The organism is Kitasatospora sp. NPDC101183 (assembly GCF_044767945.1).
Lineage (GTDB): Bacteria > Actinomycetota > Actinomycetes > Streptomycetales > Streptomycetaceae > Kitasatospora.
The window spans coordinates 72374-85616 of sequence record NZ_JBIWOW010000021.1 but is presented as its reverse complement, the minus strand read 5'-3'; the positions used below and the strand labels follow the sequence as shown (position 1 = coordinate 85616).

The 13243-nt window shown below is 75.6% G+C and carries 14 protein-coding genes; 12 read left to right on the top strand and 2 right to left on the bottom strand.

Annotation, left to right across the window (positions count from 1 at the left end; genetic code table 11):
* Nucleotides 1–185: 185 nt before the first annotated feature.
* A complete protein-coding gene (locus ACIRRS_RS27395) occupies nt 186–1076 on the top strand; it encodes an oxidoreductase (RefSeq protein WP_402975933.1) in 891 nt (296 codons plus the stop codon).
* Between the two features lie 394 nt (nt 1077–1470).
* On the opposite strand, the gene ACIRRS_RS27390 is transcribed toward ACIRRS_RS27395, so the two are convergent.
* On the bottom strand, nt 1471–2289 hold the full coding sequence (locus tag ACIRRS_RS27390; protein ID WP_402976022.1) for an HAD family hydrolase: 819 nt from the start codon (nt 2287–2289) through the stop codon (nt 1471–1473).
* A gap of 826 nt (nt 2290–3115) precedes the next feature.
* Here ACIRRS_RS27390 and ssd point away from each other — a divergent pair.
* The 8 genes from ssd to ACIRRS_RS27350 all read left to right on the top strand — a co-directional run bounded on the left by ssd (nt 3116) and on the right by ACIRRS_RS27350 (nt 8695).
* The gene (ssd, locus tag ACIRRS_RS27385; protein ID WP_402975931.1) at nt 3116–4240 is read left to right on the top strand and encodes a septum site-determining protein Ssd; all 1125 of its coding nucleotides are present in this window, start codon (nt 3116–3118) and stop codon (nt 4238–4240) included.
* Between the two features lie 83 nt (nt 4241–4323).
* Complete coding sequence (locus tag ACIRRS_RS27380; protein ID WP_402975929.1) at nt 4324–5577, top strand: TadA family conjugal transfer-associated ATPase; 1254 nt, start codon at nt 4324–4326, stop codon at nt 5575–5577.
* On the top strand, nt 5574–5714 hold the full coding sequence (locus ACIRRS_RS27375) for a hypothetical protein (RefSeq protein WP_402975927.1): 141 nt from the start codon (nt 5574–5576) through the stop codon (nt 5712–5714). Before ACIRRS_RS27380 ends, ACIRRS_RS27375 begins: the two co-directional genes overlap by 4 nt.
* Before the next feature lie 26 nt (nt 5715–5740).
* On the top strand, nt 5741–6730 hold the full coding sequence (locus ACIRRS_RS27370) for a type II secretion system F family protein (RefSeq protein ID WP_402975925.1): 990 nt from the start codon (nt 5741–5743) through the stop codon (nt 6728–6730).
* A gap of 110 nt (nt 6731–6840) precedes the next feature.
* Nucleotides 6841–7518 carry a type II secretion system F family protein gene (locus tag ACIRRS_RS27365; protein ID WP_402975923.1) on the top strand — a complete coding sequence of 226 codons (678 nt, stop codon included), beginning with the start codon at nt 6841–6843 and terminating at the stop codon, nt 7516–7518.
* Between the two features lie 205 nt (nt 7519–7723).
* Entirely contained in the window at nt 7724–7837 is a 114-nt protein-coding gene (locus ACIRRS_RS27360) for a DUF4244 domain-containing protein (RefSeq protein WP_402975921.1), read from the top strand.
* A gap of 70 nt (nt 7838–7907) precedes the next feature.
* Nucleotides 7908–8219, top strand: coding sequence for a TadE family type IV pilus minor pilin (locus tag ACIRRS_RS27355; protein WP_402975919.1), 312 nt, complete (start codon nt 7908–7910; stop codon nt 8217–8219).
* Nucleotides 8216–8695, top strand: a complete 480-nt coding sequence (locus ACIRRS_RS27350; protein WP_402975917.1) for an Rv3654c family TadE-like protein — start codon at nt 8216–8218, stop codon at nt 8693–8695. Before ACIRRS_RS27355 ends, ACIRRS_RS27350 begins: the two co-directional genes overlap by 4 nt.
* On the opposite strand, the gene ACIRRS_RS27345 is transcribed toward ACIRRS_RS27350, so the two are convergent.
* Nucleotides 8690–11101, bottom strand: a complete 2412-nt coding sequence (locus ACIRRS_RS27345) for a DEAD/DEAH box helicase (RefSeq protein WP_402975915.1) — start codon at nt 11099–11101, stop codon at nt 8690–8692. The genes ACIRRS_RS27350 and ACIRRS_RS27345 overlap by 6 nt on opposite strands.
* Nucleotides 11102–11323: 222 nt before the next feature.
* On the opposite strand from ACIRRS_RS27345, the gene bldG reads away from it, so the two are divergent.
* The 3 genes from bldG (at nt 11324) to ACIRRS_RS27330 (ending at nt 13198) form a co-directional block, all read left to right on the top strand.
* Nucleotides 11324–11665 carry an anti-sigma factor antagonist BldG gene (gene bldG / locus ACIRRS_RS27340; protein ID WP_030289397.1) on the top strand — a complete coding sequence of 114 codons (342 nt, stop codon included), beginning with the start codon at nt 11324–11326 and terminating at the stop codon, nt 11663–11665.
* A gap of 186 nt (nt 11666–11851) precedes the next feature.
* Nucleotides 11852–12271, top strand: a complete 420-nt coding sequence (locus ACIRRS_RS27335) for an ATP-binding protein (RefSeq protein WP_402975913.1) — start codon at nt 11852–11854, stop codon at nt 12269–12271.
* A gap of 159 nt (nt 12272–12430) precedes the next feature.
* Nucleotides 12431–13198, top strand: coding sequence for a hypothetical protein (locus ACIRRS_RS27330; RefSeq protein WP_402975911.1), 768 nt, complete (start codon nt 12431–12433; stop codon nt 13196–13198).
* The last annotated feature ends 45 nt before the right edge of the window (nt 13199–13243 follow it).

Here is a 13243-nt window from a genome sequence, read left to right as displayed (position 1 = left end):
GGGCCGCCTGCTCAGGGTCGCGTGCGCGGAGGCGGGACCCCTATTGGAAATCGTTATCGTCTCCGTTAGTCGCCATGCTATCCGGGGTTTGGGTGCCGTCGGGGGAGGGAAGTGAGGATTGCCTCTAACGGGTGATGCGGGGTTGCTGTTCCGGGAGGGGCGGCCCGTTCATTACTCTCGGGTAGGTGAGCACTGGAACTGATCCCCTCGCCCCGCTGGCCCAGCTCCCCGGGGTGCCCGACGCCGTGGCCGAGGTGCGCAAGGCCGTCGACCGGCTCTACGGACACCGGGTGATGCGCCGCCGAGCGGCCGAGGTCACCTCCGAGTCCGCGCTGCGCGGAGCCCGCGCCTCGGCCGCCCTGGCCGGTGCCGACTGGCCGCTGGAGGAGGTCCGGCGCCGCAGCGACTTCAGCGCCGACCCCGAGTCCCGGACGGTCGGCGCGGCCCTGCGGATCGCCGCCGAGGCCGGGCAGCTGCTCAGCATCTGGCGTCACTCGCCGCTCCAGGTGCTGGCCCGGCTGCACCTGCTCGCCGTCGGCGACGGCGACCCGGCCGCGGGCCGCCCGCGCAGGGCGGGGGAGACGGCCGAGGAGCTGTTCCCCCTGGACCTCGACCCGGTCGAGGGCGTCCCGGTGGCGCCGGCCGAGGGAGCGGTGCTGGCGCTGCCGCCCGCGCCCGGCGCCGAGGAGGTCGCCTCCCGGCTCGACCAGCTCTCCCGGCTGCTGGTGGCCCGCGCCGAGGGCCAGGGCGTCGGCACGCCCGCCCTCGTGGTGGCCTCGGTGGTGCACGGCGAACTGCTCGCGCTGCGCCCGTTCGGCTCGTACAACGGCGTGATCGCGCGGGCCGCCCAGCGGATCGTGCTGATCGCCGAGGGGCTCGACCCGAAGTCGATCTGCCCGGCCGAGGTCGGTCTCGCCGAACTCGGCACCGAGGCCTACCGGCGGGCACTCGCGGGCTACCTGTCCGGCACGCCGGGCGGGATGGCGGCCTGGATCGCGCACTGCGGCGGCGCGCTGCGGCTCGGCGTTCGCGAGTCCACCGCGGTCTGCGAGGCGATGCAGCGCGGCATGGTCTGACCGTTCCCGCTCCCGCTCCCGTTTCCGCGCATGAATGCGGCGGCACCTGATCCTGCCGGGTGCCGCCGCTGGTGCAGATGTCGGGTGACCAAGCATGCACCGGAAAGTGCCGATCAGACGGGGATCTCGTGCCCGTTCGTCTGGTCCGGCGGCCCGACAGCGGGTCGGCTGCATGTGGGTGCTCGGCTATCTACACGCGGTCCGTGGGGCCTGAACTGCGTTGTCGGTTCGACCTCTTCGGTCCTTACCGGGTCTCGCGGGCCGTGCTTCCTTTGTATCGCGTTTCGGGTGAAAGGGGAACCCGAAAGGTGAACTACATGACGATTGCCCGTTTTGTGACCTTCGATGGTTCGGGCGGGTCCGGTCGTGGTGCGGGCGGGTCCAGGGACCGGTCTCAGACGGACGGGCGGCGCCGACGGGCCAGGTACCAGATCACCCCGGCCGTCACGGCGGCCGCGCCGAGCGCCACCGCCGTCAGCACCGAACCGCTCGGGGCCGAGAACTCCGGCAGCCGGCGCCGCAGTTGCACCGGCCGGTCGAAGACCAGCACCGGCCAGGCCCGGGCGTGCGCCTCCTTCCGCAGCGCGCGGTCGGGGTTCACGGCGGACGGGTGGCCCACCGCCTCCAGCAGCGGCAGGTCGGTGGAGGAGTCGCTGTAGGCGTAGGAGGCGGCAAGATCGTAGCCCTCCGAGGCGGCCAACTCCCTGATGGCGGCGGCCTTGTTCTCCGCGTAGGCGTAGTACTCGATCTCGCCCGTGTAGCAGCCGCCCTCGACCTTGAGCCGGGTGGCGATCACGTGGTCCGCGCCGAGCAGCGCGCCGATCGGTTCGACCACCTCCGAGCCGGAGCTGCTGACGATCACCACGTCCCGGCCGGCCGCGTGGTGCTGCTCGATCAGCGAGGCGGCCTCGTCGTAGATGATCGGGTCGATCAGGTTGTGCAGGGTCTCGGCGACGATCTCGCGGACCTGCTGGACGTTCCAGCCCCGGGTGAGCGACGAGAGGTACTCGCGCATCTTCTCCATCTGGTCGTGGTCGGCGCCCCCGACCAGGAAGACGAACTGGGCGTACGCGCTGCGCAGCACGGCCCGACGGTTGATCAGGCCGCCCTGGTAGAAGGGGCGGCTGAAGGCCAGCGCGCTGGACTTGGCGATGATGGTCTTGTCGAGGTCGAAGAAGGCCGCCGTGCGTCGGCCCGCCGGATCCGGGCGCACGGGCGGGCGGAACCGCTCGGCCCCGGTGGCCTCGCCCGGGGAGTCGTCGGCGCGGTCGTCGGCGTTCTCGGTGGTGTCCACGGGAACCGAGGATAGAGGGAGCCGCAAAACAGCCCTCCATTCGGCGTACTCGCGGGCGTGCGGGTTTGTGTTTCTGGCCGCTCGGGTACACCATGGAAGTCACGGATCGTTCGCGACCGTGCTAACCCGGTCCGGCTCCTCCCCCCCGAGTCGGGCTGTGGATAGACGACCCCCGCTCTCCCCCCCGGCGGGGGTCGTCGCACGTCCAGGGCCATTTTCAGGGCCTGAACGGCCCCTCGAGGGCCGCCGGGCCGACCGCCCTCGGCGGTGTACGGGGGGTGTCGACGCCCTGGTGGGGCTTTTCACTTTCGTCACTCTGCGTCGTCGATCGATGTGATCTGCCGCACGCCGTACGGCTGGTTCCGATCGGTCCATTCGATCCGTCGAAGCGCCGTGTCCGGAGCATCCCGATGGTCTTCCGGCGGCCTCCGGAGCAGATGTCCGGTGTCCGTTTAACGGGGTGCGCGAGCCTCCGGTTCATCTCGGTGATCCTCGATCGTCAATTTCTTCACCGAATAGCCCCCCGCCCGGGTGACGGCCTGGCCATTCGGCACATGGGTTATCCACAGGGAATCGGAACACGGCTGACGGATTCCGCATCTCCCCCCACCGTGGTCGTCGGCGGCGGTCACCGGGCACGGTCCAACCCCTTACCTCTCCCGGGCCTGCCTGGCGACCGTCCGCCGCAACCGTCCGACGTGCGCCGTCGGCCCGCCCGGGGCCGGCGGCGCGGAGGGGAGCCACCATGTCGACGCCGATCGCCGACCACGCCACCGCCGAGGGCCCCGGGCCCGTGGGCCCGCTCGTCGTCACCGAGGACGAGGGCCTGGCCGAGCACCTGCTGCGGCTCTGCGCCGCGGCCGGGACGGAGCCCAGACTGATCCGCGGCGCACCGCCGACGCGCGAGCACTGGGCCGGCGCCTCCCTCGTCCTGGTCGGCGACGACCAGGCCCCGCACTGCTCCGGGCTGGGGCGGCGGGCCGGGGTGCTGCTGCTCGGGCTGGACCTCGACGACCCCGGGGTGTGGGTCAGGGCCGTCCAGCTCGGCGCCGAGCACGTCCTGTTCCTGCCCGACGCCGAGTCCTGGCTGCTCGACCGGATCGCGGACGCCGCGGAGGGCGTCGGCTCGCCGGCGGTCACCGTGGCCGTCCTCGGCGGCCGGGGCGGCGCCGGGGCCTCCACGCTGGCCTGCGCCCTGGCCGTCACCGGTGCGCGCACCGGGCGCCGGACGATGCTCATCGACGGCGATCCGCTGGGCGGCGGACTGGACATCCTGCTCGGCGGCGAGACGACCCGGGGGCTGCGCTGGCCGGACCTCGCGGGCTCGCGCGGCCGGGTCAGCGGGGCCGAGCTGGCCCAGGCGCTGCCCGCGCTCAAACGGGCCTCCACGCTCTCCTGCCTGTCCTGGGACCGCGGGGACACCCTGGCGGTGCCGCCGCAGGCCATGCGCAGCGTGCTGGCCGCCTCCAGACGGCGCGGCGGGCTGGTCGTGGTCGACGTTCCGCGCCACCTCGACGAGGCGGCCGGTCAGGCGCTGGAGCAGTCCGACCTGGCGCTGCTGGTGGTGCCGGCCGAACTGCGGGCGGTTGTGGCCGCCGACAGGGTCGCGGCGGCGGCCCGGATGCGGCTCGGGGACGTCCGGGCCGTGGTCCGCCCGGTGCGCTTCTCCGGGCTCCCCGCGCACAGGATCGCCCAGGGGCTGCGGCTGGAGCTCGCGGGGGAGCTGGAACCGGAGCCCGGTCTCGCCGGGGACGTCGACAAGGGCGTCCCTCCCGGCAGCCGCAGCGCCGGACCGCTGGCGCGCTTCTGCGCGACCTTCCTGAACGAAGTACTGCCGCCGGTGTCGGCGGTCGGAGGAGGTGTGTACTGATGGTCCGTCTGAGGAGGACACCCGTACGGGTCGCGGCGCCCGCCGGGGGCGAGGGTGCGCGGGAGCACCGTCCGCTCCGGAGCGTGCCGCCGTCTGGCGAGGCGCGGGATGCCGGGCACGGGCCCTGCCCGTACGGCCGGACGGCGCGCGAGGAGCGGGCGGCGGAGCTGGTGGACGCGGTGCGGCTGCGGCTGGCCGAGTCCGGGGCCGCGCCGACGGCGGGTTCGGTCGCGGCCGTGCTGCGGGCCAACAGGCCCCCGCTCGGCGGGGACGAGGTGCTGGACACCGTGCGCTCGCTGCGCGCCGAACTGGTGGGTGCGGGCCCGCTGGAGCGGCTGCTGGCGGCGCCCGACGTCACGGACGTGCTGGTGAACGGGCCGGAGGAGGTGTGGGTCGACCGTGGCGGCGGCCTGCGCCGCGCCACCGGAGTCCGCTTCGCCGACGCCGAGGCGGTGCGCCGGCTGGCGCACCGGCTGGCCACCGCCGCCGGGCGGAGGCTGGACGACGCCAGGCCCTGGGTGGACGCCCGGCTGCCGGACGGCACCAGGCTGCACGCCGTGCTGCCGCCGATCGCGGCGGACTGCACCCACATCTCGCTGCGGGTGTGCCGGCCCAGGCCGTTCACGCTCGACGAACTGGTGGCGGGCGGCGCCCTGCCGCCGGAGGGCGCCGAGCTGCTGGCCGGCATCGTGCGGGCCCGGCTCTCCCTGTTGGTGTCGGGGGGCACGGGCTCGGGGAAGACGACCCTCCTGGCAGCGCTGCTCGGCCTCGTCGGCCCCGAGGAACGCATCGTCGTGGTCGAGGACTCCGCCGAACTGCGGCCGGCCCACCCGCACGTGGTCCGGCTGCAGAGCAGGCCGCCGAACCAGGAGGGGCTGGGCGAGCTCACCCTGCGGGACCTCGTCCGGCAGGCGCTGCGGATGCGTCCGGACCGGCTGGTGATCGGCGAGGTGCGCGGGGCCGAGGTCTCGGACCTGCTGGCCGCGCTCAACACCGGCCACGAAGGCGGCACGGGGACGGTCCACGCCAACACGGCGGCGGACGTGCCCGTCCGGCTGGAGGCGCTGGGCTCGCTCGCGGGGCTCGACCGGCCCGCCCTGCACAGCCAACTGCGCGCCGCGCTCGACGTGGTGGTCCACGTGGCCCGGGAGCCGGGTTCGGGGCGGCGCCGGGTGGCGGAGGTCCACACGCTCTCCGGGGACGGCGCGGGGCTGGCCGTCACCACCGAGGCGGTGGCCTTCCCGGTGGCGGGCGGCATGGTGCCCGGGCCGGGCTGGGAGCGACTGGTGGCGCTGCTGGCGGCGCGCGGGGTGCGGCTCGGCGCGGGGCCGCCGTGACGGCCGCCCTGGTCGGGCCGGCAGGGCTGGCGGGTGCGCGGGAACGGGCGGCGGAACTCGCCTTCGTCCTGCTGCTGATCGGGTGCGCCACGGGCGCGGTGGCCCTGCTCGGGGCCTGGGACAGGAGAGGGCGGTGAAAGCCGTGAACACGGAGGTGATCGAAGTGGCGCAGAGTCAGACCGCGTTCTGGTGGTCGGCGGTGCTGTGTGTGGTGGCCGTGGCCGGATGGTGCGCGGTGCAGGGGAAACTACCGGGCGGCAGACGCCTGCGACTGGTCCTCGGCGGGGTCGGTCCGCCGGCTCCGGACGTGCGGGCCGCGCCGGGGATCGGGTGGCGCGCCCCCGCGGCCGCTCCGGGGGCTGAACTGCTGCTCCTGCCCTTCGGGTTGGCCGCTTGGCAGGCCACCGCCTCGCCGGTGCCCGCACTGGTCGCGGCCCTGGCCGTGCTGCCGCTGCGCAGGTGGCGGTTGCGGCGGCGGCTGGCGGCGGAGGCCGGGCGGCGCGCGGCGGCCGTGGTGGAGCTGTGCGCGGCGCTGGCGGGGGAGTTGCGCGGCGGGGCGACGCCGGAGCAGGCGCTGCACCTGGTCACCGCGCGCCTCGCGGCCGATCCGCAGGGGCTGCGCCGGCTCGGCGAGGAGCCCGTGGCGCGGCTGGCCGCCGGGCGGTACGGCGGGGACGTGCCCGCCGCGTTCCAGCTGCTCGCCGAACTCCCGGGCGGCGGCGGGGCGTCGGCCGTCGCGGCCTGCTGGCGGGTGGCCTCGGACGGCGGGTCGGGGCTGGCGGCCGCGCTGGACAGGGTCGCCGAGGCGCTGCGCGGTGAGCGGGCGCTGGCGGAGGAGATCGCCGGGGAGCTGGCCGGGCCCCGGGCGACGATCGCCGTCCTGGCGGCCCTGCCCGCCGCCGGGCTGCTGCTGGGCGCGGGGCTCGGGGCGCGCCCGCTGGACGTCCTGCTGCACACACCCGCCGGGCTGGGCTGCCTCGCGGCGGGGGCGGTCCTGGAGGGGCTGGGCGTGTTCTGGACGGGGCGCATCGTCCGCGCGGCGGCCAGGGGCGGGCTGGAGGCCCCGGCCCGTCCGGCGGGCGGAGGAGGCGGGGGCTGCGGGCTCTCGCGGGTGCGGGCGAGGGCGCCCCGGCCGGCGGTGGGGCCGGGGTGATGCGGAGCGCGGAGTGGGTGCTCCCCGGCTGCGCGGTGGCGGTCGCGGCGGGCGCCCTGGTCCAGGGGCTGGCCCCGCCCCGGGCACGGGGTCGGGCGAGGAGGCGCCGGGTGCTCACCCGGCAGCAGGAACGGAAGGAGGTGCGGGAGCGGGCGGGGCCCGGCGCGTCGGGTGAGCGGGGCCGGCGCGCTGCGCTCGCGGCGGTGGCGGGGCTCGGTGCGGCGGTACTGCTCGGCGGAGGCCTCGGTGCGGGAGCCGGGCTGCTGGTGGCGGTGGGCGTGCACCGCTGGTCGGCCGGGGCGCGCTCGCCGACCGACCGGCGGGCGGCCCGGGAGGAGGAGCTGCTGATCAGGCAACTCCCGCTGGGAGCCGAGCTGTTGGCGGCCTGCCTGGGCTCGGCGGATTCGCCCTCGGCGGCCGTCTCGGCGGTCGGTCGGAGCCTGGACGCCCCGCTGGGGCCCCGGCTGGTCGCGATCGGGGCCGAACTGGCCCTGGGGGCACCGCCGGAGTTGTGCTGGAGCCGCCTGGGCGATCAGCACCCCGCGCTGGCGCCGCTGGCCCGCTGCCTGGTCCGTACGAGCCTCAGCGGGGCTCCGGCGGCCGGTCCGCTGATCGGCCTGGCCCAGGGGCAGCGGGCGGCGGCGGCCCGGGCGGCCCACACCCGGGTCCGTCGGGCGGGGGTGCTCGCGACCGCCCCGCTGGGGCTCTGCTTCCTGCCGGCCTTCGTCCTGATCGGGGTCGTGCCGGTGGTGGTCGGGCTCACCAGCAGCTTCGCGGAGGCGATGTGACGGTGGGTCGGTAGAAGTTCGAAGCGTGTCGGAATGTCGAAATGTCGGAATCGGAGAAACAGGAGGAACGTCCATGACTGCGGTGATGGTGACAGGGCTCGGCGTCGGGAGGCCCGGGAGGCTCGGGCAGCGGCTCGGGTGGTTGCAGCGGGCGGCTCGGCGGCGGGCGAGGTCGGACGCGGGAATGACCACGGCGGAATATGCCGTGGGGACCTTGGGGGCGTGCGCCCTGGCGGCCGGGCTCTACAAGGTGGTGACCAGTGCGGCGGTGACAGGGCTGCTGACCGAGACGCTGGAACGGGCGCTCCATGCGACCTAGCCGGGCGGTACGGGCACGGCTCCGGGCGCTGCGGCGGGCCGATGCGGGATTCGTCACCGCGGAGACGGCGGTGGCCTTGCCGGCGCTCGTCCTGCTCGCCGCGATGCTGGTCTGGGGCGTGCTCGCGGCGGCCGCGCAGATCCGCTGCGTGGACGCCGCCCGGGTCGGTGCCAGGGCGGCCGCGCGGGGCGAGGCGGACGCCGCCCGACTCGCCGTCGCGGCAGGCCCACCGGGGGCGCAGGTCCGGGTGGTGGCGGCGGCCGACACCGTACGGGTCGAGGTGGAGGCCCCCTGCGGGGCGCCCGGGCGGCTCGGCGGCCTGCTCGCCGTCCGGGTCGGGGCGTCCGCCGTGGCGGCGAGGGAGGACGTGTTGACCGGGTGAGGGAGCGAGGAGGGAGGCGCCGGAGATGGGCCCGGGCCCGTGCCGACCGGTCCGCGGCGGCGGGCGGGTTCGGGGCGGACGCCGGATCGGCGACGGTCTGGCTGCTGGCGCTGGCCATGCTGGGCACGGCGGTGTTCGCGGGCACGCTCGCGGTCGGCGCGGTGGTCACCGCCCGGCACCGGGCCGAGTCGGCCGCCGACCTGGCGGCCCTCGCGGCGGCGGACCGGCTGCTGCTGGACGCGGACGGCGGCTGCGCGCGGGCCGCCGGGATCGCCACCGCCCAGGGCGCCGTGCTGGTCTCCTGCGCGGTGGACCAGGCGGCGGACGCCGTCGAGGTGGTGGCCGAGGTGCCGGTCGGCGGGCTCCCGCCGCACCTGCCGGTCGGCCCGGCCAGGGCGAGGGCCCGGGCCGGTCCGCTCCGGGCCCCGGTCACCGCCGCCGAGGACGGCCTCGGCGGGGCGGCGGCGGGCTCATGAGCCGACGGGCGCCCCGGCGTCGGGTTCCGTGCCGGCGTCGGGTTCCGTGCCGGCGTCGGGTTCCGCCCCAGCCCCGGGTTCCGTGCCGGCATCGGGCGCTCCGGCGAGGAGGACGTCCAGGAGGAGGACGGCCGCCGCCTTGTCCAGCGGGTCGTTCCCGTTGCCGCACTTGGGCGACTGGACGCAGGACGGGCAGCCCCGGTCGCACTCGCAGGAGGCGATCGCCTGGCGGGTGGCCGTCAGCCACTGGACGGCCCGGCGGAAGCCGCGTTCGGCGAAGCCGGCTCCGCCCGGGTGGCCGTCGTAGACGAACACGGTCGGCAGCCCGGTGTCGGGGTGCAGGGGCACGGAGACGCCGCCGATGTCCCACCGGTCGCAGGTGGCGAACAGCGGCAGCAGGCCGATCGAGGCGTGCTCGGCCGCGTGGGCGGCACCGGGCAGCTGGTCGAGCGGGAGGTTCGCGTCGAGCAGCTGGTCCTCGGTGACGGACCACCAGACCGCGCGGGTGCGCAGGGTGCGGGGCGGGAGGTCGAGCTTGCTCTCGCCCATGATCTCCCCGGTGGAGATCCGCTTCCGGAGGTAGCCGACCACCTGGTTGACCACCTCCACCGAGCCGAAGCTGAGCAGGGCTTCGCCCCAGGGGACGGTGGTGTCGGTGTCGAGGACGGAGATGGAGGTGATGTCACGGGCGGCCGTCGTGTACGGCGGGTCGGCCGGTTCGACGAGGGCGACGGAGTTCTCCAGGTCGAGCTCCCGGACGAGGTAGGTCCGGCCCTGGTGGAGGTGCACGGCTCCGGTGTGGACGGTGGTGTGGGAGGCCGCCGCGTCCACCGTGCCGAGCAGTCGGCCGGTGTCGGCCTCGACGATCTGCACCGGGCTGCCGCCGCTGCCGCGCAGGTCCACGGCGTCGGCCGCGCGCTCCCGGCGCGTCCAGTACCAGGAGCCGTCACTGCGGCGGCGCAGCAGGCCGCGCCGTTCCAGGACGGGCAGCAGCGGTGCCGTCGAGGGGCCGAACAGCTCCAGGTCGGCTTCGGTGAGCGGGAGTTCGGCGGCGGCCGCGCACAGGTGCGGGGCGAGCACGTGCGGGTTGTCGGGGTCGAGCACGGTGGCCTCGACGGGCGTCGCGAACAGCGCCTCCGGGTGGTGCACCAGGTAGGTGTCCAGCGGGTCGTCACGGGCGATCAGGACGGCCAGCGCGCCCTGGGCCTCGCGGCCGGCCCGGCCCGCCTGCTGCCAGAGCGAGGCCCGGGTGCCCGGGTAGCCGGCCATCAGGACGGCGTCGAGGCCGGAGACGTCGACGCCGAGTTCGAGGGCGGAGGTGGAGGCGAGGCCGAGCAGCCGGCCGGAGTGCAGGTCGCGCTCCAGGGCCCGGCGCTCCTCGGCGAGGTAGCCGCCGCGGTAGGCGGCCACCCGCTCGGCGAGCGGCCGGCCGAGCTGGTCCTGGGCCTGGAGGGCGACGAGTTCGGCCGCGCGGCGGGAGCGGACGAACACGACGGTGCGGGTCTCCCGCTCGACCAGGTCGGTGAGCAGGTGCGCGGCCTCGGCGGTGGCGGTGCGGCGCACCGGGGCGCCGTGCTCGCCGACGTTCTCGGTCAGCGGCGGCTCCCAGAGCCCGAACACCATCGGCCCGCGCGGCGAGGCGTCCTCGGTGACGGCCTCGGCCGGCAGGCCGGTCAGGCGCCGGGCGGTGGCGGCCGGGTCGGCGGTGGTGGCGGAGGCGAGCAGGAAGGCGGGTGAGGAACCGTAGCGGGCGCAGATGCGGCGCAGCCGCCGCAGCACCTGGGCGACGTGCGAGCCGAACACGCCCCGGTAGCTGTGGCACTCGTCGACGACCACGTAGCGCAGCGTCTTGAGGAAGGAGGCCCAGCGGGCGTGCGCCGGGAGGATGCCCCGGTGCAGCATGTCCGGATTGGTGAGCACGTAGGACGCGTACTGGCGGACCCACTCGCGCTCCTCGAACGGGGTGTCGCCGTCGTACAGGGCGGCGCGGACCCTCGGCGGGGCGAGCTCGGCGGCGCGGCGGCGCTGGTCGGCGGCGAGCGCCTTGGTCGGGGCCAGGTAGAGGGCGGTGGCGCCGCGCCCGTTGCGGGCCTCGGTGCCGTCCAGCAGGTCGCTGAGCACCGGGGCCAGGTAGCCCAGCGACTTGCCCGAGGCGGTGCCTGTGGCGATCACCACAGTCTGGCCGGATTTGGCCAGGTTCATCGCCTCGGCCTGGTGCGCCCACGGCCGTTCCACGCCCACGGCGTGCGCGGCTTCGACGATCTCCGGTCGGATCGAGTCGGGCCATGGCGCATACCGCGCAGGTCGGGCGGGAAGGTGCTCCGTATGGGTGAGCCGGTCGGACCGCCCCCGGCTGGTGGACAGGGTCGTGAGCAGTGCCTCGGGCAGGCTGTGTCGGGGCGGCATGGGGACCCAGTGTGTCACCGGCGTGACAGAGAATCGTCGCAAGCCATCGTGCGGGCATGGTCGCAGGTGGTTGAATGTGGCCGTGACGGCCGTATGGCCGTGGGTCGCAGCGCTGAGGCTTGCCACGCGTTGGCTGGGCGCGCCCGGGCTCGCGACCATGCGGTGGCGGCCGTCCGGCCGAGGATCGCACATGACGTAGCAAGGCAAGGTGCTGGAGGTTCCGTGGACCTGTCCCTGTCGACCCGCGCAGTCGGCGATCGTACGGTCGTCGAGGTTGGCGGCGAGATCGATGTGTACACCGCCCCGAAGCTGCGCGAGCAGCTCGTCGAGCTCGTCAACGACGGCAAGTACCACCTCGTCGTCGACATGGAGGGCGTGGACTTCCTCGACTCGACCGGCCTCGGCGTGCTGGTGGGCGGTCTGAAGCGAGTGCGTGCCCACGAGGGCTCGCTGCGCCTGGTCTGCAACCAGGAGCGCATTCTGAAGATCTTCCGCATCACCGGCCTGACCAAGGTCTTCCCGATCCACACCTCGGTGGACGACGCGGTCAGCGCGACCGACTGACGCGGCTCGGGCCGGCCTCGCGGCCGGCCCGTTCCGTTCTACGCGTCCGGGAGCGCCGGGGCCGTGCGGCTCCGGCACCCCCGGGCGCCCCGGGGCCGGTTCGGCCGGCCCTCCGGGGCCGCACCCGCCCGGCCCTCCGGGGCCGCACCCGCCCGGCCCCAGGCCGGAGCACCCCGAGGGGGAGAGATGGCAACCGTCGAACTTCGATTCAGCGCGCTTCCCGAGCACGTGCGGACGGCCAGACTGGTCGCCGCGGCCGTCGCCAGACGGGCCGGGGTCGACGAGTCGGTGCTCGACGAGGTGCGCCTCGCGGTCGGCGAGGCGTGCTCGCGGGCGGTCGGCCTGCACCAGCGCGGTGGCATCACCGGCGCGGTACGGGTCGCCCTGACCGACCAGGAGAAGCGTTTCCTCATCGAGGTCGAGGACGAGGCGGGCCCCGTCGACGTCCCGGCCCCCGGCTCGGCCCCGGGCGGCGACCCGGACGAGGACGCCCTGGGCCTCGCCGTGATCACCGGGCTGGTCGAGGACCTCGAGGTCACCAACGGCACGGTCGGCGGCCTGATCCGGATGAGCTGGCCGGTCGCGGTCGCCTCCGTGGCGGTCTGAGGGCCGGAACGGCTCCAGCGGCCGGAGCAATTCGAACAGCTGGCACGGCACGGGCGGTTGAGGGCGGGCCCCCGGGCGGTGGCCGCCGGGAACCGGGGCGGTGACGGCGGGCGTGTAGGTTCGACGACCGAACACGACCGAACCGAAAGGCTTCTCCCGGTGAACAAGCGACTGCTGGCCGTACCCGCCCTCGGCGTGCTGCTCGCGTTCGGCGCCGTCGCCTGCGGCGACGACAACAGCAAGCAGCTGGAGTCCTGGGCGTCGAACGTCTGCGGTGCCGCCAAGGACCCGATCGCCCAGGCCCAGACCGCGCTCGCCGACACCGCACAGGTCAAGACCGGTGAGTCCCCCGCCGACCTGCAGAAGCGGCTCTCGACGGACATCGGGCATCTCGCCAAGACCAACCAGGACATCGCCGCCGCCGTCGACGCGGCCGGCGCCCCCAAGGTGAGCGACGGCGCCACGCTGCAGAAGGACACCATCGACGAGCTGAAGAAGGCGGCGGACGGCTACCTGGACGTCCAGAAGAAGCTGGACGGGCTGCCCACCAACGACCAGGCCAAGTTCGCCGACGCGCTGAAGAGCGTCGGCGACCAGGTGCAGGGGCTGGCCAAGCTCTCCACGCAGGCGCAGAGCAAGCTGCGCAGCGGCGACCTCGGCGCCGCGATGGCCAAGCAGGAGGGCTGCAAGGCGACCCCGGCCGGCGCCGCGACCTCCGCGACCTCCGCGGCCTCGCCGAGCGGCGGCACCAGCGGCGCCCCCGCGACGCCGGGCGCCACCCCGAGCGCCGGTGCCACCGGCGCGCCCGCCGGCACCCCGGCGCCCGGCGCCACCCCCGCGCCCGGCGCGACGGGCGGCGCGACCCCGCCGGCCACGCCCGCCCCGGGCGCCACGCCCCCGGCGACCCCGGCCCCCAGCGCGAGCTGAGGCCGCACACGCGGCGGTCGACGGCCGGGCCCACCCGAAAGGAGT